The sequence below is a fragment of the Streptomyces sp. SID12488 genome (assembly GCF_010548275.1).
GTDB lineage: Bacteria > Actinomycetota > Actinomycetes > Streptomycetales > Streptomycetaceae > Streptomyces.
This window is the reverse complement of sequence record NZ_JAAGLT010000001.1, coordinates 55,758-78,360: the sequence shown is the minus strand read 5'-3', so window position 1 is coordinate 78,360 and position 22,603 is coordinate 55,758. Positions and strand designations below refer to the sequence as shown.

The following is a 22,603-nucleotide window of genomic DNA, read 5'->3' as shown; positions in this document are numbered from 1 at the left end:
TCAGCCACTTCCACAGGTCCCCCCGCGGTTGATCGACCGATCGACCGCCGCACCTGACCCGTACCCCACGCACTCCGCGGACAAGGACGACCATGAGTACCCTCACCACACCCCGAACCACCCCGCCGGCACGGGGGAACCTGGTCCGCTGGCGCATCTCGGCCCGGCTGCGCAAGAGCATCCTGGTCACGCATGTCGTGTCGGCGGGAGCCTGGATCGGCATAGATGTCATCGCCACCGTCATGGTGGCGATCGGCTGGGTACGCGCGGGCGACGACCGCACCGCCGTATACCGGGCACTGGCGGACTTCTTCGTCGTTCCGCTACTGCTGTCGGCTCTCGTGGCGGGGGTGGTCTGCCTTGTCACGGGTGTCCTGCTGGGGCTGGCGACCAAGTGGGGACTCGTTCGCTACCGGTGGGTCGCGGTGAAACTGGTCCTCAACGTCATCGCCTGTGTGATGCTGCTGGCGTTCCTGGGTCCGATCACCGAACTCGCCTCGGGCGAACAACCGTTGCGGGACATCTGGTTCGTCGCGTTCCTCGGCGCCACCGCCATGGTGTTCCTGAGTTTCGCGATGGTGCTCTCGGTCTTCAAGCCGTGGGGCCGAGTCCGCAAGTAGTTCTCGCCGGGTCGGCGCTGAGCAAGGGCACTGAGCAGGGGCGCGGAACAGGAAGACCTGAGAACCACTTGCTCATCGAAGTTCCGCGTCCCGTGGGCACCTGCCCACCGACCACCGCCGAACACACCGCGGCGCGCCCCCTCACCCGTGCCCTGACCATCGCCGGACTCCACGATCGCACCACCAGTACCGAACCCCGGCTCGGTGCTGGAGGGCGATCGATCCGGTCAGGGCTTCCGCCCCAGCCCCCCATGCTGCCCGATAGCCGGCGCCGCCACCCCGGACGCGCTCGGCTCCGGCCGCCACAGCGGCACCGAGACCACCCCGGGCGCGACCAGTTCGAGCCCCTCGAAGTACGCCTCGATCTGGTCCACCGGCCGCAGGAAATACGGCACCGCGCCCGTCTCGTTGTAGGCGTCCTGCGCTGCCTCGTAAGCCGGATCCGTACCCCGCGAGCCCTCGTTCAACGACAGGTAACTGCCCGACGGCAGGCCCGCCATCAGGTCGCGGACGATTCCGCACGCCACCTCGTGGTCCGCCACGTGACCCAGGATGCCGCTCAGGATCAGGGCTGTCGGGCGGGAGAGGTCGAGCGTCCTGGCCGCCGCCTCCAGGATGCGGTCCGTGTCGTACAGCTCGGCGTCGACATAGTCCGTCGCCCCCTCGGGAGTCGACGTGAGGAGCGCTCGGGCGTGGGTCAGGACCAGCGGGTCGTGGTCCACGTACACGATGCGTGCGTCGGGAGCGACCGACTGGGCCACCTCGTGCGTGTTGTCCACCGTCGGCAGGCCCGTGCCGACGTCCAGGAACTGGCGGATGCCCGCCTCTCCGGCCAGATGGCGGATCGTACGGCCCAGGAACGCGCGGCTGCTGCGCGCGATCGTGACGATGCCGGGGAAGACCGCGGTGTACGCGTCGCCGGCCGCCTCGTCGACGGGGTAGTTGTCCTTGCCGCCGAGCCAGTAGTTCCAGATGCGGGCGGAATGCGGTACCGAGGTATCGATCCTCTGTTCGGGTTCAGGCATGCCGGCATCGTCTCCTCGGTCGCAGCGGACGCGTTGGTGCAGGGTTCAACTTAAGGCCCAAGGTCAACCATACGTATGCCACTTGCCCGAGTCAGCACGCGACCCGGTGGCCACCCCGGCGAAATTCCCGGGATGGCCACCAGCGGCACGTCTCCGATCTCCGGATCAGCCCACCGACACCGCACTCCAGGCGGCGCCGACCGCCGCGTACTCCGTGCTGCTCGTCCCGTACAGATCACGCGCCGCGTTCAGCGTGGCGGTGCGCGCGCCCGCGTAGTTCGTCGACGACGTCATGTACGTGGTCAGCGCCTTGTACCAGATCGCGCCCAGCTTGGCCCGGCCGATGCCCGCGACCGTCGAGTTGTTGCACGTGGGGGAGTTGTAGCTGACGCCGTTGAGTATCTTGGCGCCGCTGCCCTCCGCCAGCAGGTACGCGAAGTGGTTCGCCACGCCCGAGGAGTAGTGCACGTCCAGGTTCCCGACGCCCGAACTCCAGCAGTTGGCCGAGTTGTTGTCCTTCGACGGCTGGTCCATGTAGCGAAGCGCCGACCGGCCGAAGCCCGGCTTGACGATCTTCTCGCCGATCAAGTAGTCACCGAGGTCGGTGGAGTTGGCCGCGTTGAACTCCACCAACGTGCCGAAGATGTCGGACGTCGCCTCGTTGAGACCGCCCGGCTCGCCCGAGTACGTCAGGTTGGCCGTCGACGACGTCACGCCGTGCGTCATCTCGTGGCCGGCCACGTCCAGTGAGACCAGCGGACCGAACGTCGTCCCGTCACCGTCGCCGTACGTCATGCAGAAGCAACTGTTGTCCCAGAAGGCGTTGTTGTAGCTGTTGCCGTAGTGCACGCGGTTGTACGAGCCGACCCCGTTGCCCTTGATGCCGCTGCGCCCGAACGTGTCCTTGTAGTAGTCCCAGGTCTCGTCGGTGCCGTACTGCGCGTCAACCGCCGCCGAGGAGCGGTCCGTTGTCACACCCGTGCCCCAGTGGTTGTCCGCGTCCGTGAAGAGCGTGGCAGGGGCGCGGACGATGCAGATACCGAAGATGCACAGGTCAGTGCCGTTGGCGGCGTCGCCCGTGTACGTGTTGCCGCGCGTAGGGTCCTTCAGCTGGTACGTCGATCCGGAGACCGTCGTCTCCAGCGGGACTGTGCCGCCGTACAGGGACCGGCCGTCGCCCGTCGCCGTCTCGATGCTGTCCCAGGCGTCGATCTGGGCGCCCGTGCGCGCGTCGGTCAGCACGGTCCGGGCGACGGGGTTGCCGACCGAGTCCAGGGCCACCGCGTTTGTCTGCCAGGCGAGTCTGGGGGCGCCGTGCAGGGCGTCAACCACCAGCTGCGGCTTGGAGGTTGTCTTCTTCAGCGCCTCGCCCCGGTTCGCCGCGCGCAGCGCCGAGGCCGCCAGGTCGGCTGCCTTCGGGGCCGACACCGACGGGCTGATCGTGGACAGGGATATCGGGCGGGTCGTGGCACGGCTCGCGCTCCGGTAGGTGCCACTCGGCGCCAGATGGACGACGAAGTCGCCGCCGAGCACCGGGAGTTGGCGGTACGTGCGGTCATAGCGGACGTGCTGACTGCCGTCCTTGTCGATGACGACATCCCGGACTGTGGTGCCCTGTACGGAGGTCAGGCCCAGCTGGGCGGCCTGGTCCACGAGCGCTGTGACCGAGTTCCTGATGGCGGTGTCGCGGGTCGGTCTGTCGGCCGCGCCTGCGCTGGGGGAGAGTGCGGCGGCCAGCAGGACGGCGGTGGTGGCGGCTGTACCGGCCGCGGCGAGACGGGAGGTCATCGGTCTCCTTGGGGGTGAAGACGGTGGGGATCGCTCAGATTTAAGGGTTCATGACATGTCGTGTCCAGAGCGCATGCACTTTCACCTCGACTTGTGGCGAGAATCGTTTCCCCATCCCCACGAACCCCGTCCCCGCCCTCATCAGCCCCGCCTCATGAGCCCCGCCCTCACGAATGCGAGACCGACACGTGAGACTCCCGTTCTTCGTCTACGGCACCCTCCGTCCAGGCGAGCCCAACCACGACCACTTCCTGCGCGGCCGTACGCAGTCGGAGCGGCCGGGACGGCTCGCGGACGCGGTGCTGTACGACGGGCCCGGCTACCCGTACGCCGTGACGGAACCCGGCGGAGTCGTGCACGGGGAGCTGGTCGTGGCGCTGCCGGATGCCTACGACGAACTGCTGGCCGAACTGGACGAGTTGGAGGAGTGCGTACCGGGTGACCCGCACAGCCTGTACGAGCGGGTGGCGCGGCAGGTGACCCTCGACGCCGATGGGGGCGCCGTACGTGCCTGGGTGTACGTCGCCGGCCCGATCGTCGCCGCACGGATGCGGGCGCACGGGAGGCTGATCAAGGGCGGGGACTGGCGGGCGCGTTACTGAAGACGGTGAAATAGTCACACGAAGGAAATGTCAACAAGGTCCAGTTGTCGCGTTCCTCACAAGAAGCAACATGGGGCAAGAGCATTAGCTTTCAACAATCTTCAGTAATGATTGGCACATGAGTGACCGGAAATCATTTCCCCCCGCCGGTTCCCGACAACCCCTGCAGCACACCAATTTTCAACTACCCCCACTTTCGGATCTGGTGAGCCTTGTCAGAGCCCCGGCCGCGCTGAGCGTCCCCGGCGACATCCTGGCGGGCGCGACCGCGGCGGGCCGTCCTCTCGGTCCCCGGACGGCCGGCGCGATGGCGTCCTCCGTCTGTCTCTACTGGGCCGGCATGGCCCTCAACGACTACGCCGACGCAGCCGTCGACTCGGTCGAGCGGCCCGCCCGTCCGGTGCCCTCCGGCCGGGTGCCGCGCCGGACCGCGCTGGCCGTCGCAACCAGCCTGACCGGCGCGGGCCTCGGTCTCGCCGCCGTGTCGGGCGGCCGACGCGGACTCGCCGTCGCCCTGCCGCTGACAGCCCTCATATGGGCGTACGACCTGAAGTTGAAGTCGACTCCGGCCGGCCCGGCGGCGATGGCGGGCGCGCGTGCGCTCGACGTACTGGCGGGCGCGGTGGCCGGCGGCGGCAACCCCCCGTGGCACGCCGGTGGGGGTGGCACGGCAGGCGCGCTCGCTCGAGGCGCCGTCCCCGCCCTCCTCACCGGGGTGCACACCTACACGATCACCGCCCTCAGCCGCCACGAGATCTCCGGCGCGCCCTCGCGGCTGCCGGCCACGACGCTCGCCGTGTCGTCGGCCACGGCGCTGTCGACGGTGCTGCCTTCCGTACTCCCGGCCGTTCTCCCGCCCCGGCGCTCCCTGCCCCGGGCGGAGGTCGCCCGAACAGCCGTTGCCTCCGCCGGAGTTCTCGCCTACCTGGGGACGTACGGCTGGGCCCAGGCGCGGGCCGTACGCGATCCAGGAGCGAGTTCCGTACGGCGTGCGGTGGGGGCGGGCATCCTCGCCATGGTCCCCCTGCAGGCGGCGCTCACGGCGCGCGCCGGAGCACCCGTCGCCGCCGCACTCCTGGGTGCCCTGCACCCGGTGGCGCAGCGCCTGGCGAGGCGGGTGTCCCCGACATGAGCAATGCCATGAGCCCTGCTTCGAGATCTACTTCGAGCTGTGCGTCGAGCCCTCTCGTGAACTACGTGACGGAGGGCGGGCCATGGGCCTGAGATTCGGCTACGGCACCAACGGGTTCACCCACCACCGCCTCTCCGACGTCCTCGGCATCCTTGCCGACCTCGGCTACGACGGCGTGGCCCTCACCCTCGACCACAACCACCTCGACCCGTACGCCGACGACCTGGACCGCCAGGTCGACCGCGTCCGACAGCAGTTGACGCGGCTCGGGCTGACCGTCACGGTCGAGACCGGAGCGCCCTACTTCCTCGACCCCTGGGGCAAGCATCAGCCGACGCTGATGTCAGGCCAACCGGAACGCCGCGTCGACCTGTTGCGGCGTGCCGTACGCATCGCCGCGGAACTCGGCTCGCCCAGCGTCCAGTTGTGCAGCGGACCGGCCCCGGACGACATCCCGGAGACAGAGGCATGGCGGCGGCTGGCCGCAGGCGTCGGTGCCGCGCTGGAAACGGCGGAGGCATACGGGGTCGCGCTGGCCTTCGAACCCGAGCCGCACATGTTCGTCGACACGGTCGCGAAGTGCCTGAGACTGCGCGAACTGGTCGGCGGGCACGAACTGTTCGGCGTCACCCTGGACATCGGACACGCCCACTGCGTGGAGGAGCCGACGCTGCTCGACTGTGTCGACCTGGCCGCGCCGCACCTGCTGAACGTCCAGATCGAGGACATGGTCCGCGGCGTCCACCGGCATCTGGAGTTCGGCGCCGGTGAGATCGACTTCCCGCCGGTACTGGCGGCGCTGACCGACCTCGGCCATCGCGGCCTGGTGTCCGTCGAGATCCAGGGCGGCGCTCTGGACGCCCCCGACATCGCCCGCAGCTCCCTGGAGTTCCTGTGCCGAGCCGAGGCCCGGAGCCTGCTCGCCTCCTGAGCCTGCCGCCCCACCATTCGTTCACGAGAATTTCGCGTCGCGATCCCTATTTCCGGCGCTCTCCAACCTCTGCCGCGCCCCCTTTTTTCTTCCTCTCCAACTCCCTTTCTGGAACCGCGCCATGCCGCTTTCCGATACATCCCCCCTGCCCCTCACCCCCGAAGCCCGCGCCTGGCTCGACACCGCCCTGGCCGAGGTCGCCGCCGCCCCCACCACGATCCGCACCCTCTTCCCGGCTGTCCGCCGCCACTGCGGACGCGCCCCGCTGCCCGACGGCCGGACCGTCGACGAAGCGGCCCGCGTGCTGCTCCTCGCCGCGCTGCCCCTGCGCGACAAGGCCCTCGCCGACGAGGTGGCAGCGCTGCACCGCTACGGCGACCCCGCCGAACAGCGGGCCGTCCTAAGGGCGTTGCCACAGCTCGACCGGGAGGGGACCGGCCGGTTCCTGGACCTCGTACGCCAGACCCTGCGCGGTAACGACAACACGCTGATCGAGGCCGCCCTCGGCCCGTACGCGGCGGCCCACCTGCCGGCCGACGAGTACCGCCAGGCCGTCCTGAAGTGCGTGTTCTGCGAGATCCCGCTCGCCCGAGTCGCCGGACTCGACGACCGTGCCGACGCCGAACTCGCCGGCATGCTCGGCGACTTCGCCCACGAGCGGACGGCGGCCGGACGCCCCATACCCGAGGACATCGCCCCCCTCGTACACCCCTTCACCACTTCCGCCGCCCCCACCTCCGGCACCGACGAAACCGGGTGATCATGCGCATCTTCGACCCCCACATCCACATGTCCTCCCGCACCACCGACGACTACGAGGCGATGTACGAGGCCGGAGTCCGGGCCGTCGTCGAGCCCGCCTTCTGGCTCGGCCAGCCCCGCACCTCGCCCGACACCTTCTACGACTACTTCGACTCGCTGCTCGGCTGGGAGCCCTACCGGGCAGCCCAGTTCGGTATCCAGCACTTCTGCACGATCGCCCTCAACCCGAAGGAGGCCAACGACCCGCGCTGCCTCCCCGTCCTCGACGAACTGCCCCGCTACCTCGCCAAGGACCGGGTCGTCGCCGTCGGCGAGATCGGCTACGACTCGATGACCAAGGCGGAGGACGAGGTGCTCGCCCGTCAGCTCCAACTCGCCGTCGAACACGGCCTGCCCGCCCTCGTCCACACCCCGCACCGCGACAAGGTGGCCGGGACCAGGCGCACCCTGGACGTCGTACGTGAGTCGGGCATCGCCCCCGAACTCGTCGTCCTGGACCACCTGAACGAGCTGACGGTCGGCATGGTCCTCGACAGCGGCTGCTGGGCCGGGTTCTCCGTCTACCCGAAGACGAAGATGAGCGAGGACCGGATGGTCCGCATCCTCCAGGAGCACGGCCTTGACCGCGTGCTGATCAACTCGGCGGCGGACTGGGGCAGTTCGGACCCCCTGAAAACCCGCAAGACCGGTGACGCCATGCTCGCCGACGGCTTCACGGACGACGACGTCGACCGCGTCCTGTGGCGCAACCCCGTCGCCTTCTACGGCCAGAGCGGGCGCCTCGACCTGGACGACACGGACGGTGAGCCGAAGCCCGACGAGGCCTCGTCGTTCGAGGGCAACTCCATCCGGCGCGGGGGAGAGTGAACCGACCGTGCGCTTTCTCCACCCCGACGGCACCCCCGTCCACCTCGCGTACTGCAGCAACGTCCACCAGGCCGAGGACCTCGCCGGGGTCATCGCCCAGCTCGGCGCCCACGCCGAACCCGTACGGCAACGGCTCGGCGTCGGCAGGCTCGGGATCGGCCTCTGGCTGGCCCGCACCGCCGTCACCGAACTCGCCGCCGACGAAAGGGCGTTGACGACACTCAAGCGCGAACTCGCGGCGCGCGGCCTGGAGACCGTCACCCTCAACGCCTTCCCGTACGAGGGGTTCCACCGGGAGGTCGTCAAGAAGGACGTCTACCTCCCGGACTGGGCCGACCCGGCCCGCCTCGACTACACCCTCGACTGCGCCCGCGTCCTCGCCGCCCTCCTCCCCGACGACGCCCGACGCGGCAGCGTCTCCACCCTCCCGCTCGCCTGGCGCACCCCCTGGCCGACGGAGCGCGCGGACACCGCCCGCCGCGCCCTGGACCAACTGGCCTCAGGGTTGGCAGAGTTGGAGTCGGACACCGGCCGCCGTATCCGAGTCGGCTTCGAACCGGAACCGGGGTGCGTCGTGGAGACCACCACCCAGGCGGTGCGGGAGTTCGCCGACGTGGACCGCGACTATCTCGGCGTCTGTCTGGACGCCTGCCATCTCGCCGTCCAGTTCGAGGAGCCCGGCGAGGCCCTCGGACGGCTCGCCGACGCGGGTCTGCCGATCGTCAAGCTCCAGGCGTCCTGCGCGGTCGAGGCCCCCGACCCGACCGACCCGCGCGCCCGCACAGCCCTGCGCGAACTGGCCGAACGACGGTTCCTGCACCAGGCGCGAACGGTCAACGACGACGGCACGGTGGTCGGCGTGGACGACCTGCCGGACGCCCTGGACGGCGGCGGGCTTCCGGCGGCCGGCGTCGACAGACCCTGGCGCACACACTTCCACGCCCCGCTGCACGCCGAGCCGGAACCACCCCTCCGCACCACCGCCGACCAACTCACCACCGTCCTCGCCGGACTTCTCGGCGGCCCGAGCGCCGTCTGCGACCACATCGAGGTCGAGACCTACACCTGGTCCGTCCTGCCCCGCCCGCCCGCCGACCTCGCCGCCGGCATAGCCGCCGAACTCACCTGGGCCCGCGACCGGTTGACCGGCCTGGGCCTCAAAGAAGACCACTCATGACCGGCCGCAAGGAACCCCTCATGACCGAAACCCCGAACAGCAACCGACTCGTCGTCCTTGACATCGTCGGTCTCACCCCCGCCCTCCTGCGCCACATGCCCGCCGTCGCCGCCCTCGGCGACCGCGGATTCCGGGCCACCCTCGGCACCACGCTCCCCGCCGTCACCTGCACCGCCCAGTCGACCTTCCTCACCGGCGAACTCCCCTCCACGCACGGCGCGGTGGCCAACGGCTGGTACTTCCGCGACCTCGGTGAGGTACTCCTCTGGCGGCAGCACAACGCCCTCGTCGGCGGCGAGAAGATCTGGGACGCGGCCCGAAAGCGGCTCCCCGGCTACACGGTCGCCAACATCTGCTGGTGGTACGCCATGGGCGCCGACGTCGACTGGACGGTGACCCCGCGCCCGATCTACTACTCCGACGGCCGCAAGGAACCCGACTGCTACACCTGGCCGCCCTCCCTGCACGACGAACTCACCGAACGCCTCGGCCCCTTCCCCCTGTTCACCTACTGGGGCCCGAACGCCGGCATGCCCTCCACCCAGTGGATCCTGGGCGCCGCCCGCCAGATCTTCGACGAACACGACCCCGACCTGACCCTGGTCTACATCCCGGAGATGGACTACGAACCCCAGCGCTCCGGCCCGCAGTCCGACGCGTCGATCCGCGCAGCCCGCCAACTCGACGACGCCCTGCGCCCGTTGATCGACCACTTCCTCGCCGCCGGCGCCACTGTGGTGGCGCTGAGCGAGTACGGCATCACCCCGGTCTCCCGCCCCGTGGACATCAACCGGGCCCTGCGCCGGGCCGGACTGCTGGAGGTGTACACCCAGGACGGCATGGAGTACCTCGACCCCTGGACCTCCCGCGCCTTCGCCGTCGCCGACCACCAGGTGGCGCACGTCTACGTCCGGGACCCGGCCGACGTACGCGAGGTCGCCAAGATCCTCGGGGAACTCGACGGTGTGGAACAGGTGTTGGGCGAGATGGGCAAGGCGGTCCAGGGCCTGGACCACGAGCGTTCGGGAGAGCTGGTCGCGGTGGCGGACGCCGACGCCTGGTTCACGTACTACTACTGGCTCGACGACGACCGCGCCCCCGACTTCGCCCGCCAGGTCGAGATCCACCGCAAGCCCGGCTACGACCCCGCCGAACTGCTGTGGGACGACACCAACCCGTCGGTGAAACTGCATGCGGCCGGTCAACTCGCCCGCAAAAAGCTGGGGTTCCGCTACCGCATGCAGACAGTCCCGCTGGACCCCTCGGGCGTCCGCGGCAGCCACGGCCGCCTCCCGGGCGACCCCGACCACGGCCCTGTACTGCTGTGCTCGGAACCGGAGCACAGCAGCGAGGCCATCGCCGCCACCGACGTCAAGGGCCTGCTCCTGAAACTCGCCGGCCTGTCCGCAACCCCGCCCACCGACCAAGCCTAGGCACCCGACCAAGCCTAGGCACCCGACCGTGCCTTGGCACCGGCCGGTACCCAGGCACACCGCCTGCGCCTGGGTACCGACCGTGCCGCAGGAACCGACCACGCCCCCGCCCCCCACCACGCGGAGACACCGACCATGTCCGAGACCACGTTCCCCCCGCTGCCCATGCGGCGCACCGCCCTGCTCGACCCGCCCGCCGAGTTCACGCCGCTGCGTGAGCAGGGCCGGATCAGCCGTATCGCGCTCTGGGGCGGCAACACCCCCTGGCTGGTCACCCGGCACGAGGACGCCCGTGCCGTCCTGGCGGACGCCCGCTTCAGGGCCGAGAACCGCCGGGAGGGATTCCCCGGCCTCCAGCCGACCCCGCCACCACCCACCCCCGGCCAGCTCTTCGCCATGGACGCGCCCGAGCACACCCGGCTGCGCCGGATGCTGATCCCGGACTTCACCTTCCGACGCGCCGAAGAACTGCGCCCGTCCATCCAGCAGTTGACCGACCGCCTCATCGACGACCTGGTGGCCAAGGGGCCCGACGCCGATCTCGTGGAGCAATTCACCCTGCCGCTGCCGCTGCTCGTCATCTGCGAACTCCTCGGAGTGCCCTACGCGGACCGGGAGTTCATCCATCGCCACGCCGCCGCGTTCGCCACGGTGACCGACGGGCCCGAGGCGATGCGGGCGGGCTGGGGAGCGCTGTTCGGGTACCTCATGGAGCTGCTAGCCGCCAAGACCGCCGACCCCGGCGACGACCTGCTGAGCAGGCTCACGGCCGAACGGGTGGCCACCGGGGAGGCAACCGCCCCCGAGGCGGCCGGACTTGCCGTGATGCTGCTCATCGCGGGGCACGAGACGACGGCGAGCATGCTGTCGCTCGGCGTGGTGACTCTGCTGTCCCACCCCGCCCAACTGGCGGAGCTGCAGGCCGATCCGGAGCTGGTGCCAGGAGCAGTCGAGGAACTCCTGCGCTATCTCACGGTCGTTCACGTCGGGATGCGGCGCATCGCCACGCAGGACGTGGAGATCGGCGGCGTCACCGTACGGGCCGGAGAAGGTGTCGTCGTCGCGCTCCAGGCCGCCAACCGGGACCCCAGCGTGTTCACGGACCCGGACACCTTCGACATCACCCGGGAGACCCAGCACCACCTGACGTTCAGCCACGGCCTGCACAACTGCCTCGGCCAGTCCCTCGCCCGCGCCGAACTCCAGATCGCCCTGCCCACCCTGTTCCGCCGCCTGCCGGGCCTACGACTGACGGCCCCGGCCGAGGTGAACGCCCACGAGGGCCGCGCGGTCCACGGCGTACGCACCCTCCCGGTCACCTGGTAGTACTGCGTACCCCAACTCGCCTTCCCCTCAAGGGCGTACGGTCTCCAGCCGTACCGCGCACGCCTTGAACTCCGGCATCCGTGAGGTCGGGTCGAGCGCCGGATTCGTCAGCGTGTTGGCCCGGCCCTCGCCCGGCCAGTGGAAGGGCATGAAGACGGTGTCGGGGCGGATCGAGGTCGTGATCCGCGCCGGCGCCACCGCCCGCCCGCGCCGGGACACGACGGCGATGACATCCCCTTCCTCGGCTCCCAGCCGCGCGGCCAGCCGGGGATGCAGCTCCACGAACGGCCCGGGCGCGGCGGCGTTCAGCTCGTCGACCCGCCGGGTCTGGGCCCCGGACTGGTACTGGGCCACGACCCGTCCGGTGGTCAGCAGCACCGGGTACTCGGCGTCCGGCTCCTCGGCGATCGGCCGGTACGTCACCGGCGCGAACCGGGCCCGCCCGTCCTCGGTCGCGAATCGGTCGAGGAACAGTCGGGGGGAACCGGGATGCGGCGCTGCCAACGCCTGGTCGTCGTGCCCGTGCTCGTGTCGTTGCGGGTGCCGCGGATCGTGCTGCTGCTCGTCCGACTGGTCGTCCTGCGCCGGGCAGGGCCAGAAGACGCCGTTCTCCTCGGCGAGCCGCCGGTAGGTGATCCCCGAGTAGTCGGCGATCCCGCCCGCGCTGGCCCGGCGCAACTCCTCGAAGACCTCCTCGGGGTCGACCGGAAACCCCTTCTCCACCCCTGCGCGCGCGGCGAGTTGATGCAGAACGTACAGATCGCTGCGGACCCCGTCCGGGGGAGCGACGGCCTGCCGGCGCAGCAGCACCCGGCCTTCCAGATTGGTGGTCGTACCGGTCTCCTCCGCCCACTGGGTCACGGGCAGGACGACATCGGCAAGCGCGGCCGTCTCGGACAGCACGACATCCGCGACGGCGAGGAAGTCCAGGGATTCCAGGCGCTGTTGGATGTGCCCGGCGCGAGGCGCGGACACCACCGGGTTGGACCCCATCAGCAGCAGGGAGTGGATGTCGGAGCCCAGCGCGTCGAGGAGCTCGTACGCGCTCAGCCCGGGTCCGGGCAACGAGTCCGGGTCGACGCCCCACACGCCGGCCACATGGCGCCGCGCCTCCGGGTCGGTCAGTTTGCGGTAGCCGGGCAACTGGTCGGCCTTCTGGCCGTGTTCCCGCCCGCCCTGCCCGTTGCCCTGCCCGGTCAGACACCCGTATCCGGAGTACGGCCGCCCCGAACGCCCGGTAGCCAGGCACAGGTTGATCCACGCGCTCACCGTGTCGGTCCCCTTGGACTGCTGCTCGGGTCCACGCGCGGTGAGCACCATCGCGTTGGCCGGCTCGCAGAACATCCGCACGGCCTCCCGGAGCTGCGGCACGGGCACCCCGGTGATCCGCTCCACGTACTCCGGCCAGTGGGCCATCGCCGCCGCCCGGGTCTCCTCCCAGCCGCTCGTCCGCTCCTCGATGAACGCCTCGTCGGTGCGCCCCTGGGACACGACCAGGTGCAACAGGCCCAGGGCGAGGGCGAGATCGGTGCCGGGACGCGGCGCGAGATGCAGATCGGCCTGCTCGGCGGTACGGGTCCGACGCGGATCGATGACGATCAACGTTCCCCCGTTCTCCCTGAGTTCGGTGAGATAGCGGAGGGCGGGCGGCATCGTCTCTGCGAGATTGGAGCCGACGAGGATGACGCACCCGGTCTTGGGAATGTCCTCCATCGGGAAGGGCAGCCCCCGGTCCATCCCGAAGGCCTTGTTCCCGGCAGCGGCGGCGGACGACATGCAGAAACGCCCGTTGTAGTCGATCTGCGAGGTCCCGAGAACGACCCGCGCGAACTTCCCCAGCGCGTAGGCCTTCTCGTTCGTCAGCCCACCCCCGCCGAAGACACCGCACGCGTCCGGGCCATGCTCCGTACGCGTGCGGGTCAGTCCCTCGGCGACCCGGTCCAGCGCCTCCTCCCAGGAGGCGGGCACGAGAACCCCGTCACGCCGGACGAGCGGCTCGGTCAGCCGCAGCGCCGGTGACAGCAGGGCGGGTGCGGTGCGCCCCTTGCCGCACAGGGCGCCCCGGTTGACCGGGAAATCGACGCGCTCGGTGACCGTGACGCCCCCGCCTGCTGCCGGCGTGAGGTTCATACCGCACTGCAGGGCGCAGTACGGGCAGTGCGTGGGCGTCACGGAGTTCTCCATACCGCCCAGCGTGCGGCGCCGGTGTTACACCCCGGAACGCCCCCCGTTACACACCAGGCACGGGGACCTCCCGGGAGAGCGATGCCGCCGGTGAGGTTCTCACTCCCCGTTCTCCCGCAACGCCCGCTGAACCCCTACCTCCACCGGCCCCAGGAACCGCGGATCAGGCTTGAACACCGCGTCCATCGCCGCCTTGCCCGCCGCGAAGATCTCCCGCACACCGCCGTAGTACCACGTCACATCATGCTTGGCCTCGACCCCGACGCCGTACGACTCCACCCCCACCGCCTCGCACAACGCGACAGCACGACGGATATGGAACCCCTGGCTGATCAGCACCGCCCGGTCGACCCCGAATATCTTCTTCGCCCGGACACACGAGTCCCAGGTGTCGAACCCGGCGTAGTCACTCACGATCCGCCCGTCGGGCACCCCGTGCCGCGTCAGATACGCCCGCATCGCATCCGGCTCGTCGTAGTCCTCGCGGCTGTTGTCCCCGGTGACGAGCACCACCTTCACCCGCCCCGCCCGGTACAGTTTCGCCGCCGCGTCCAACCGGTGCGCGAGGTACGGAGACGGCTCCCCGCCCCACAACCCGGCGCCGAAGACGACGGCGACGTCGGTACGCGGCGCGTCCGACACATCGCGCAGCCGGTCACCCGTGGCGACGAACATCCACGTGGCCGGCAACAAGGCCAGCACGCACAGCGCCATCACGACCTGCACGGCCCGCCGCTGCCCGGCCCGAGTACGAGGCAGACGCACCCGCGAACGCAAAGACGCCAAAGACGCCCACGATCCACGCGCCTTCGGACTGCTCATCGGACGGGTCCCTCCCAGGTGGCCTTCGGCGGCCCACGGTGGCCTTCGATCAAGGAAGACGCCCCCGGCACCGCCCCGGTTCGCCGCCCTCGACGTGACCAGCTTCACTCGGCCCCAGGAAGCCGCAGGTCAGGCAAACTCACACACCCCTTGCCCCCACCGTGAACCCCCGGAAAAGACCCGTGACCAAGCCGCAACGGCGTGGCAACCTCGTACCGTCACGATCGGTACATGACGCCGTCGCCCCGTTCTTACGACGAGTCCGCACAGCACCCGCAGAGCCCCCGGCCGCCCGGAGGCGCCCACCTCGACAGTACGGCGCACATCATGGACCGGATCACCAGCCAGCTCGGCAGCCAGCTCAGCCTCATCTCGCTCGACGGCAGCCGTCACCCCGCCCCGCCCGCACTCGTCCTCGTGGGCCACGGCAGCCGCGACCCGCGCGCCCTGAGCACCGTCGGCGCGCTCGCCGAACGTGTCCGCGCACTGCGCCCCGACCTGCCCGTGCACCTGGGGCACATCGAGCTGAACGCACCCCTGCTCCCGGACACGCTCGCGGGACTGGGCACGGCCGAGGCCGTCCTCGTACCGCTGCTGCTCAGCCGCGGCTACCACGTCAAGCAGGACATCCCGGAGATGGCCGCGGCGGCAAAGGCACGCACGCGCGTGGCCGCCCCGCTCGGCCCGCACCGCCTGCTCGTGGACACCCTGCACGCCCGCCTTGTCGAGGCCGGCTGGCGCACCCGGATGACCGACGAGCAGCGCCGGTCGAGCGCGGTCGTCCTTGCCGCCGCGGGTTCCCGGGACCCCGACTCGGACGTCGACACCCGCCGCACCGCCCAGCTCCTCGCCGAACGCCTGGGCGTGCCCGTCGTACCGGCGTACGCGACCACCGCCGCGCCGACCGTCCCCGCAGCCGTACGCGCCCTGGCCGCCCGAGGCCGCCACCGGGTCGCCGTGGCCTCGTACTTCACCGCCCCGGGCCGCTTCGCCACGGAGTGCGCCGAGGCCGCCCCCTGGATCGCCGCGGCCCCCCTGGGCGCCCACCCGTCAATGGCCCACCTGATCCTCCACCGCTACGACGAGACGGTAGCGGCCCCCGCAACATCCCTGACCCGAGAACTGGCGCCGGCCGTATAGGGGCGCGGGGCTGTATCGATTTGCGGCTCCGCCGCGTGGGCGCGACAAGCCACAACGGAGCCGCACCCGCCAACGAAACAGCCCCCGGCAGACGCGCAGGCGCACACTCACGCCCAAATTGTCAGTACCTGCCCTTACTGTCGAACCATGGAAGGCACACGCACCAACACGACCCCCACCCCCCAACCCCCGGAGAATGACCCCACCCCCACCGGCTACGCCCCGGCGGCAGCCGCGCGCTGGGCCGCCGAACCCGACAAACGCCCAGGCCGCACCGCCTTCCAGCGCGACCGCGCCCGCGTACTGCACTCCTCCGCGCTGCGACGGCTGGCCGGCAAGACCCAGGTGGTCACGCCCGGCACCCGCAGCCGGGTCTGGGACGCCAGCCCCCGCACCCGCCTCACGCACTCCCTGGAATGCGCCCAGGTCGGCCGCGAACTGGGCGCCGCCCTCGGCTGCGACCCCGACCTCGTCGAGGCGGCCTGTCTCTCGCACGACCTGGGCCACCCGCCCTTCGGGCACAACGGCGAACAGGCGCTCAACGAGTTCGCGGCGGACTGCGGCGGCTTCGAGGGCAACGCCCAGTCCCTCCGGCTCCTCACCCGGATCGAACCGAAACGCTTCGTGCGCAGCGAACGTCTCGAGAGCGCGGGCGGACCGGGAATCACCGGCGGATCCGGGACCACAGGCGACCTCGTCAGCGTGGGCCTCAACCTCACCCGGGCCACCCTCGACGCCGCGACCAAGTACCCCTGGCCGCGTGGCGCGCACCCCACCGACCCGGCCTCCCCGAAGTTCGGCGTCTACGACGACGACCGACCGGTCTTCGACTGGGTCCGCCAGGGCGCCCCCGGGACCCGGACGACCTTCGAGGCCCAGGTCATGGACTGGGCGGACGACGTGGCGTACTCGGTGCACGACGTCGAGGACGGTCTGCACGCCGGTCACATCGACCCCAACTGCCTGCACGCCGAGCCCGAGCGCCAGGAGATCTTCCGGGTCGCCACCGGCCGCTACGTGGCCGCGGACACCGACCCCGCCGAGCTCGCCGAGGCCCTCGACCGTCTCCTCGACCAGGAGTGGTGGCCGCACGGCTACGACGGTACGGCCGTCGCCCAGGCCCGGCTGAAGGACGCCACCAGCCAGCTCATCGGCCGCTTCTGCCTGGCCGCGGAGGGCGCCACGCGCGCGGCGTACGGAAACGGCCGGCTCACGCGGTACGCGGCGGAACTGGTCGTCCCGCGCGAGGCCCGGCTGGAGTGCGCGGTCCTGAAGGCGGTCGCCGACCGGTACGTGATGCAGCGCGCCGAACAGGAACTGATCCGCGCCGACCAGCGCGTCGTCGTCGCCGAGCTCGCCGAGGCACTCACCGCCCGCGCCCCGGACGGCCTGGACCCCCAGTTCCGCGCGCTGTTCGACGAGGCGGCGGACGACCGTGCGCGCAAGCGGGTGATCGTCGACCAGATCGCGTCCCTCACGGACGCGTCGGCGCGTTCGCTGCACGCGCACCTGAAGGGCGGCATATGACCTGCGTGCAGCCTCTGTGCGGACCCTATGTGATTCCCGCGTGACCTCTATATGGTCCTGTATGAACCGCATATGACACAAATGTGACCCTGCGTGGCCTGATCGGGCCACACCCTCTTCCCCCATCACGCTCCGTGCGGGACGCTCCCCAGGGGGCACCCGTACAACAAGGCACGAGTAACACGCGGCACGAGCAGCAACGTGGCACCCGTTCTTACGAGGAGGCATGAAGTGGTCGACGCGGATCAGACATTCGTCATCGTCGGAGGCGGACTGGCCGGCGCCAAGGCGGCCGAGACGCTCCGGACGGAGGGCTTCACGGGCCGCGTGATACTGATCTGCGACGAACGCGACCACCCGTACGAGCGGCCCCCGCTCTCCAAGGGCTACCTCCTCGGTAAAGAGGAACGCGACAGCGTCTTCGTCCACGAGCCGGCTTGGTACGCGCGCAACGACATCGAACTCCACCTCGGCCAGACCGTCGACGCCATCGACCGTACGGCGAAGACGGTCCGGTTCGGCGACGACGGCACCCTCGTCCACTACGACAAACTGCTCATCGCCACCGGCGCCGAACCTCGCCGCCTGGACATCCCCGGGACGGACCTGGCCGGTGTCCACCATCTGCGCCGCCTCGCGCACGCCGAGCGCCTCAAGGGCGTCCTGGCCGCGCTGGGCCGGGACAACGGCCACCTCGTGATCGCCGGCGCCGGCTGGATCGGCCTGGAGGTCGCGGCGGCGGCACGGGAGTACGGCGCCGAGGTGACCGTCGTCGAGCCGTCGTCGACCCCGCTGCACTCGGTGCTCGGCCCCGAGCTGGGCAACCTCTTCGCCGAGCTGCACCGCGAGCACGGCGTCCGTTTCCACTTCGGCGCCCGTCTGACGGAGATCGTCGGCCAGGACGGCATGGTCCTCGCGGCCCGTACGGACGACGGCGAGGAGCACCCGGCCCACGACGTCCTCGCGGCCATCGGAGCCGCACCACGCACGGCACTGGCGGAGGCGGCCGGCCTCACCCTCGCCGACCGCGCGTACGGCGGCGGCATCGCGGTCGACGAACGCCTGCGCACCTCCGACCCCGACATCTACGCGGCCGGTGACGTGGCCGCCTTCCACCACGCCCTGTTCGACACCAGGCTGCGCGTCGAACACTGGGCCAACGCCCTCAACGGCGGCCCGGCGGCGGCCCGCGCGATGCTGGGCCGCGAATCGACGTACGACCGCGTCCCCTATTTCTTCTCCGACCAGTACGACATGGGCATGGAGTACTCGGGCTGGGCGCCCCCGGGCTCGTACGACCAGGTGGTGATCCGGGGAGACGCGGGCAAGCGCGAGTTCATCGCCTTCTGGGTGAAGGAGAACCGGGTGCTGGCCGGGATGAACGTGAACGTGTGGGACGTCACAGAGCCCGTCCAGCAGCTCATCCGCTCCCGGTCCCAGGTGGACACGGAGGCCCTGGCCGACCCGCACGTACCACTGGACAGCCTCGTCCCGTAGCCGTGATACCGCCCGCGACTGTCACGGCACTGTCGGCCCGCCCCCGTAGACTCACTGCGTGGCCGGAAGGATCAACGAAGAGGACGTGAAGGCGGTTCGGGACGCGGTCCCGATCGACGCCGTCGTGTCCGAGTACCTCCAGCTGCGCAACGCGGGCGGCGGCAACCTCAAGGGCCTGTGCCCCTTCCACGACGAGAAGTCACCGTCCTTCCAGGTCAGCCCGAGCAAGGGACTTTTCCACTGCTTCGGCTGCCAGGAGGGCGGCGACACCATCACGTTCGTGATGAAGGTCGACCACCTCTCCTTCTCCGAGGTGGTCGAGCGGCTGGCCGCCCAGGCCGGCATCACCCTGCGGTACGAGGAGGGCGGCTACAACCCCGCGGGCCAGCGCGGCGAGCGCATCCGCCTGGTCGAGGCCCACAAGATCGCCGCGCAGTGGTACGTGGAACAGCTGGCCACCAGCTCCGAGGCGGACGCGGGCCGCAAGTTCCTGGCGGAACGGGGCTTCGACCAGTCGGCCGCCGAACACTTCTCCGTCGGCTACAGCCCCCAGGGCTGGGACCACCTCACCCGCTACCTCCGCGGCAAGGGCTTCTCGGACAAGGAACTCCTGCTGTCCGGCATCTCCCAGGAAGGCCGCCGCGGTCCCATCGACCGCTTCCGGGGCCGCCTGATGTGGCCGATCCGAGACATCGGCGGCGAGGTCGTCGGCTTCGGCGCGCGAAAGCTGTACGAGGAGGACAACGGCCCCAAGTACCTCAACACCCCCGACACGGCGATCTACCGGAAGTCCCAGGTCCTGTACGGCATCGACCTCGCCAAGAAGGACATCGCGAAGTCGAGCCGCGCTGTCGTCGTCGAGGGCTACACGGACGTCATGGCCTGCCACCTGGCCGGCGTGACGACGGCGATCGCGACCTGCGGCACCGCCTTCGGCACCGATCACATCAAGATCCTCCGGCGGCTGTTGATGGACAACGGCTCGGCCCGCGTGATCTTCACCTTCGACGGCGACGCGGCCGGACAGAAGGCGGCACTGCGCGCCTTCGAGGACGACCAGAAGTTCGCCGCCGAGACCTACATCGCGATCGCGCCCGACGGCATGGACCCGTGCGACCTGCGCCTCGCGAAGGGCGACCAGGCCGTCGCCGACCTGGCCGAACCCCGCACCCCGCTCTTCGAGTTCGCCCTGCGCCAGATCGCCGTCCGCTACGACCTGGAGACCCCGGCGGGCCGCGCGGCGGCGCTGGACGAGGCCGCCCCGATCGTGGCCCGCATCAAGAACAGCGGCGCACAGCACGAGGTCGCGGTCCAGCTCGCCGGCATGCTCGGCATCCTGGACACCCAGTTCGTCGTCAAGAGGGTTGCCCAGCTGGCCCGTTGGGCCCGCGACCGCGGCGGCAAGGGCCCGGCCCCCACCGGCGGGCAGCGCCAGTCCCAGCCGTACGAGACGACCTCGTCCAGGCCCGGCGGCCCCTCCGGCCCCGCCCTGAACCTCCGCAACCCGGTCTACGCCACCGAACGCGAACTCCTCAAACTCGCGCTCCAGCGGCCCGACCTGGTCTCCCCGGCCTTCGACGCCTACGGCCTCGACGAGTTCACGGCCGCCCCCTACGCGGCCGTACGTCAGGCGATCATGGAGGTGGGCGGTGTGGAGTACGGCGCCCAGGACCCCCAGGAGTACCTGGTCCGCGTCCGCGAGGTGGCCCCGGACAACACGGTCCGCGCCATGGTGACGGAGCTGGCCGTCGAGGCGATCATGCGCAAGACGGTCGACGACGTGTACGCGAGCGACCAGTTGGTCATGGTCCGCCGCAGAGCGGTGGAACGCCGGATCCAGGAGGTCCAGGTCACCCACACCCGCCTGGCCACCCACGGCGACCCGGCCGAACTGGCCGCCGTGCAGAACGAGTTGTGGGTACTCCAGCAGTACGACCAGGCACTGCGGGAGCGTGGCGCGGCAGCGCTCTGAGCAGGCCTCCGAGCAGATCTCCGCGCAGGCCCCGGCGTCACCGCCCCTCGAACGTCGGCGTCACCGCCCGCACCAACCGGTCCACGAACTCCCGCTCCCTCCCCGCGAGTTGCGGGTACTCCATGACGAAGTGATCCCACTCGACGTACCCCACCGCCTGCACCACGTCCGCGAGCAGGATGTGCTCACGGTCGTGGTGCGGCCACTCGCCGGAGAGCCGGAACACCTCGTTCAGCAGCTCGTGGGGGAGCGGATACCGCTCGGCCAGGAGCACGGCGTCGTACAGGTCCTTGCCCTGCGCGTACATGTCGTTGATCAGCCACATCAGCTTCCAGGCCAGCGACAGCGCGGGAGTCGCCGCCTCGACCGACGCGCCGCCCGGCAGCTCCACCGGCACCGGCGGCTCGGCGAGCCGCTCGTTGAAGACGAAGTCGAGCTGCACATGGCCCCCGGGCAGCTCCGGCGCGGACCAGGGCAGCACCATACGGCGGCCCGGGACCCGGTCGTAGGTCCAGATGTCCTCGACCACCGCCGCGCGCGCGGAGAACCCCACCTCGCCGTCGCCCCGGGCCTCGGCCGCCGCCGCGATCCCGGCGAGCAGCTGGCCCGCACGTGCGTCACTGATCGAAAAGGTGTCCGGTACGACGACGAAGTCCAGGTCACCGGGCTCACGGGCGGCTTCGCCGAACCACGCCGCCATCAGCACGCTCCCGCGCAGCACCAGCGACCCGGCCCACTCGGACCCGGCGATCGCGTCGAGCACCAGCTCCAGCGCCCGGCGCCGCGTGGCCCGCCAGGCCTCACCCCGGGCCGGGTCGGCGAAGCCGGGATCGGCCGCCCGGAAGGCGTTGGGGTGCTGCTTCAGCGCCGGCTCGAAGACCAGCCGCTGCACCACGTCTTTACCCGGCACGGTACGCAGGGTGAGGGGCAGCCCCTGATTCTCCCGGGTCCTGTCGTCCAGGGCGACCTTGGGCGCGTCGACGCCTGCCCGCATCGGTTTCCGCCACGACCTCTTGTTGCTCATCTCCACACCTCCGGCGCCGCCATGACTGCGCCTCCGCTCTCCTCGATCCATCCGTCGTCGACGGACAGGTCACTGTCGTACAGCACGAACTCCCGCTCCACGCCGATCACTTCGGCCCCCGTCCGTCCGCCCCCGACCGCTGCGTGCCCCCGCAGCACCGCCAGCAGCCGGTCCAGGGCCCGTCCCGCCCCCGTCGCGTCCACGCCCCGGCACCGCTGCGTCACGAACCGCTCGGTCCACCGGCCGCCTCGCGCCACCCGACGGGCGTTCCACGACAGATGCGCGCCGTACGGGACGACCTGCGCGGCCAGGGCGTCGAGATCCGCGTCCACGGGCAGCCGCAGCTTCACGTGGTGCTCGAAGTACCGCTCGTCCGCGCCTGGTTCACGAGGCACCTCGGGCGCCCACGGCGACGACTCGATCTTGACCCGCACCGGTTCGAATCCGTCCACCCGCAGCAGCGCCGCGACGTCCCGCGCGCGGCCCGATTCCTCGGCGTACGACGCGGAACCCGTGAGGGTGAGCATCGGCTGAACCGGCATCCGGCCACGGGCGAGGACGATGTGCGTCAGCTTGAGACCGCTCGCCGCCGCCCAGCGGTCCAGCCGTTCCGCCTCGGCGGAGGTTTCGCAGCGGACGGTGACATGCGTTTCGTACACGTGAGTTGAGCGAAGAGAACCGGACACGCGCCGATCGTGCCAGGTCGGACCCCGAACGGGCACTCGAGTTTGCGGCGACGGTAACCACGCCGTCACGGACCGAACCCAGAAAGTC

At 70.6% G+C, this 22,603-nt stretch carries 19 protein-coding genes; 13 read left to right on the top strand and 6 right to left on the bottom strand.

Annotated elements, in window-relative coordinates; genetic code table 11:
• Nucleotides 1-92 precede the first annotated feature (92 nt).
• The gene (locus G3I56_RS00360) at nucleotides 93-620 is read left to right on the top strand and encodes a hypothetical protein (RefSeq protein ID WP_239134616.1); all 528 of its coding nucleotides are present in this window, start codon (nucleotides 93-95) and stop codon (nucleotides 618-620) included.
• Between the two features lie 227 nt (nucleotides 621-847).
• Here the strand turns inward: G3I56_RS00360 and G3I56_RS00355 are convergent, their stop codons facing one another.
• Nucleotides 848-1,645: an SAM-dependent methyltransferase gene (locus tag G3I56_RS00355; protein ID WP_164406365.1), complete on the bottom strand. Its 798-nt coding sequence runs from the start codon at nucleotides 1,643-1,645 to the stop codon at nucleotides 848-850.
• A gap of 165 nt (nucleotides 1,646-1,810) precedes the next feature.
• Nucleotides 1,811-3,433 (bottom strand): M4 family metallopeptidase, encoded by a 1,623-nt coding sequence (locus G3I56_RS00350; RefSeq protein WP_164406363.1) that lies wholly within the window; start codon nucleotides 3,431-3,433, stop codon nucleotides 1,811-1,813.
• A 188-nt stretch (nucleotides 3,434-3,621) separates the two neighbouring features.
• Here G3I56_RS00350 and G3I56_RS00345 point away from each other — a divergent pair, with 188 nt between their 5' ends.
• The 8 genes from G3I56_RS00345 (at nucleotide 3,622) to G3I56_RS00310 (ending at nucleotide 11,663) form a co-directional block, all read left to right on the top strand.
• Entirely contained in the window at nucleotides 3,622-4,035 is a 414-nt protein-coding gene (locus G3I56_RS00345) for a gamma-glutamylcyclotransferase family protein (protein ID WP_164406361.1), read from the top strand.
• Between the two features lie 205 nt (nucleotides 4,036-4,240).
• On the top strand, nucleotides 4,241-5,167 hold the full coding sequence (locus G3I56_RS00340; RefSeq protein WP_343239821.1) for an SCO3242 family prenyltransferase: 927 nt from the start codon (nucleotides 4,241-4,243) through the stop codon (nucleotides 5,165-5,167).
• An 82-nt stretch (nucleotides 5,168-5,249) separates the two neighbouring features.
• The gene (locus G3I56_RS00335; RefSeq protein WP_164406359.1) at nucleotides 5,250-6,098 is read left to right on the top strand and encodes a sugar phosphate isomerase/epimerase family protein; all 849 of its coding nucleotides are present in this window, start codon (nucleotides 5,250-5,252) and stop codon (nucleotides 6,096-6,098) included.
• A 121-nt stretch (nucleotides 6,099-6,219) separates the two neighbouring features.
• A complete protein-coding gene (locus G3I56_RS00330) occupies nucleotides 6,220-6,858 on the top strand; it encodes an EboA domain-containing protein (RefSeq protein WP_164406357.1) in 639 nt (212 codons plus the stop codon).
• Between the two features lie 2 nt (nucleotides 6,859-6,860).
• Complete coding sequence (locus G3I56_RS00325; RefSeq protein WP_164406355.1) at nucleotides 6,861-7,727, top strand: TatD family hydrolase; 867 nt, start codon at nucleotides 6,861-6,863, stop codon at nucleotides 7,725-7,727.
• A 7-nt stretch (nucleotides 7,728-7,734) separates the two neighbouring features.
• Nucleotides 7,735-8,904, top strand: a complete 1,170-nt coding sequence (gene eboE / locus G3I56_RS00320; RefSeq protein ID WP_164406353.1) for a metabolite traffic protein EboE — start codon at nucleotides 7,735-7,737, stop codon at nucleotides 8,902-8,904.
• A gap of 20 nt (nucleotides 8,905-8,924) precedes the next feature.
• Nucleotides 8,925-10,337 carry a nucleotide pyrophosphatase/phosphodiesterase family protein gene (locus tag G3I56_RS00315; protein WP_164406351.1) on the top strand — a complete coding sequence of 471 codons (1,413 nt, stop codon included), beginning with the start codon at nucleotides 8,925-8,927 and terminating at the stop codon, nucleotides 10,335-10,337.
• Between the two features lie 135 nt (nucleotides 10,338-10,472).
• Nucleotides 10,473-11,663, top strand: a complete 1,191-nt coding sequence (locus G3I56_RS00310; RefSeq protein ID WP_164406349.1) for a cytochrome P450 — start codon at nucleotides 10,473-10,475, stop codon at nucleotides 11,661-11,663.
• Between the two features lie 27 nt (nucleotides 11,664-11,690).
• Here G3I56_RS00310 and G3I56_RS00305 read toward each other — a convergent pair whose 3' ends face one another.
• Both G3I56_RS00305 and G3I56_RS00300 read right to left on the bottom strand, forming a co-directional pair.
• On the bottom strand, nucleotides 11,691-13,847 hold the full coding sequence (locus G3I56_RS00305; protein WP_164406347.1) for a molybdopterin oxidoreductase family protein: 2,157 nt from the start codon (nucleotides 13,845-13,847) through the stop codon (nucleotides 11,691-11,693).
• Nucleotides 13,848-13,946: 99 nt separating this feature from the next.
• The gene (locus tag G3I56_RS00300; protein ID WP_164406345.1) at nucleotides 13,947-14,669 is read right to left on the bottom strand and encodes an ElyC/SanA/YdcF family protein; all 723 of its coding nucleotides are present in this window, start codon (nucleotides 14,667-14,669) and stop codon (nucleotides 13,947-13,949) included.
• Nucleotides 14,670-14,900: 231 nt separating this feature from the next.
• Here G3I56_RS00300 and G3I56_RS00295 point away from each other — a divergent pair, with 231 nt between their 5' ends.
• From G3I56_RS00295 to dnaG, 4 genes are all read left to right on the top strand, one after another.
• Nucleotides 14,901-15,809 carry a sirohydrochlorin chelatase gene (locus G3I56_RS00295; RefSeq protein WP_164406343.1) on the top strand — a complete coding sequence of 303 codons (909 nt, stop codon included), beginning with the start codon at nucleotides 14,901-14,903 and terminating at the stop codon, nucleotides 15,807-15,809.
• A 147-nt stretch (nucleotides 15,810-15,956) separates the two neighbouring features.
• Nucleotides 15,957-17,336, top strand: a complete 1,380-nt coding sequence (locus G3I56_RS00290) for a deoxyguanosinetriphosphate triphosphohydrolase (protein ID WP_164406341.1) — start codon at nucleotides 15,957-15,959, stop codon at nucleotides 17,334-17,336.
• 231 nt (nucleotides 17,337-17,567) lie between these two features.
• Nucleotides 17,568-18,833 carry an FAD-dependent oxidoreductase gene (locus G3I56_RS00285; RefSeq protein WP_164406339.1) on the top strand — a complete coding sequence of 422 codons (1,266 nt, stop codon included), beginning with the start codon at nucleotides 17,568-17,570 and terminating at the stop codon, nucleotides 18,831-18,833.
• Between the two features lie 58 nt (nucleotides 18,834-18,891).
• The gene (gene dnaG / locus G3I56_RS00280) at nucleotides 18,892-20,805 is read left to right on the top strand and encodes a DNA primase (protein ID WP_164406337.1); all 1,914 of its coding nucleotides are present in this window, start codon (nucleotides 18,892-18,894) and stop codon (nucleotides 20,803-20,805) included.
• A gap of 37 nt (nucleotides 20,806-20,842) precedes the next feature.
• On the opposite strand, the gene G3I56_RS00275 is transcribed toward dnaG, so the two are convergent.
• Together G3I56_RS00275 and G3I56_RS00270 are read right to left on the bottom strand one after the other, a co-directional pair.
• Nucleotides 20,843-21,829: a nucleotidyl transferase AbiEii/AbiGii toxin family protein gene (locus G3I56_RS00275; RefSeq protein ID WP_239134615.1), complete on the bottom strand. Its 987-nt coding sequence runs from the start codon at nucleotides 21,827-21,829 to the stop codon at nucleotides 20,843-20,845.
• Nucleotides 21,826-22,488 (bottom strand): hypothetical protein, encoded by a 663-nt coding sequence (locus tag G3I56_RS00270; RefSeq protein ID WP_164406335.1) that lies wholly within the window; start codon nucleotides 22,486-22,488, stop codon nucleotides 21,826-21,828. The genes G3I56_RS00275 and G3I56_RS00270 overlap by 4 nt, the downstream gene beginning before the upstream one ends.
• Between the last annotated feature and the right edge of the window lie 115 nt (nucleotides 22,489-22,603).

Bases quoted from the DNA above. Each gene is read 5' to 3' on its own strand.
- G3I56_RS00290 (WP_164406341.1), top strand. From the start codon at position 15,957: ATGGAAGGCACACGCACCAACACGACCCCCACCCCCCAACCCCCGGAG.
- G3I56_RS00305 (WP_164406347.1), bottom strand. From the start codon at position 13,847: ATGGAGAACTCCGTGACGCCCACGCACTGCCCGTACTGCGCCCTGCAG.
- G3I56_RS00315 (WP_164406351.1), top strand. From the start codon at position 8,925: ATGACCGAAACCCCGAACAGCAACCGACTCGTCGTCCTTGACATCGTC.
- G3I56_RS00295 (WP_164406343.1), top strand. From the start codon at position 14,901: ATGACGCCGTCGCCCCGTTCTTACGACGAGTCCGCACAGCACCCGCAG.
- G3I56_RS00275 (WP_239134615.1), bottom strand. From the start codon at position 21,829: ATGAGCAACAAGAGGTCGTGGCGGAAACCGATGCGGGCAGGCGTCGAC.
- G3I56_RS00355 (WP_164406365.1), bottom strand. From the start codon at position 1,645: ATGCCTGAACCCGAACAGAGGATCGATACCTCGGTACCGCATTCCGCC.
- G3I56_RS00350 (WP_164406363.1), bottom strand. From the start codon at position 3,433: ATGACCTCCCGTCTCGCCGCGGCCGGTACAGCCGCCACCACCGCCGTC.
- G3I56_RS00330 (WP_164406357.1), top strand. From the start codon at position 6,220: ATGCCGCTTTCCGATACATCCCCCCTGCCCCTCACCCCCGAAGCCCGC.
- G3I56_RS00325 (WP_164406355.1), top strand. From the start codon at position 6,861: ATGCGCATCTTCGACCCCCACATCCACATGTCCTCCCGCACCACCGAC.
- G3I56_RS00300 (WP_164406345.1), bottom strand. From the start codon at position 14,669: ATGAGCAGTCCGAAGGCGCGTGGATCGTGGGCGTCTTTGGCGTCTTTG.
- G3I56_RS00310 (WP_164406349.1), top strand. From the start codon at position 10,473: ATGTCCGAGACCACGTTCCCCCCGCTGCCCATGCGGCGCACCGCCCTG.
- G3I56_RS00335 (WP_164406359.1), top strand. From the start codon at position 5,250: ATGGGCCTGAGATTCGGCTACGGCACCAACGGGTTCACCCACCACCGC.
- G3I56_RS00360 (WP_239134616.1), top strand. From the start codon at position 93: ATGAGTACCCTCACCACACCCCGAACCACCCCGCCGGCACGGGGGAAC.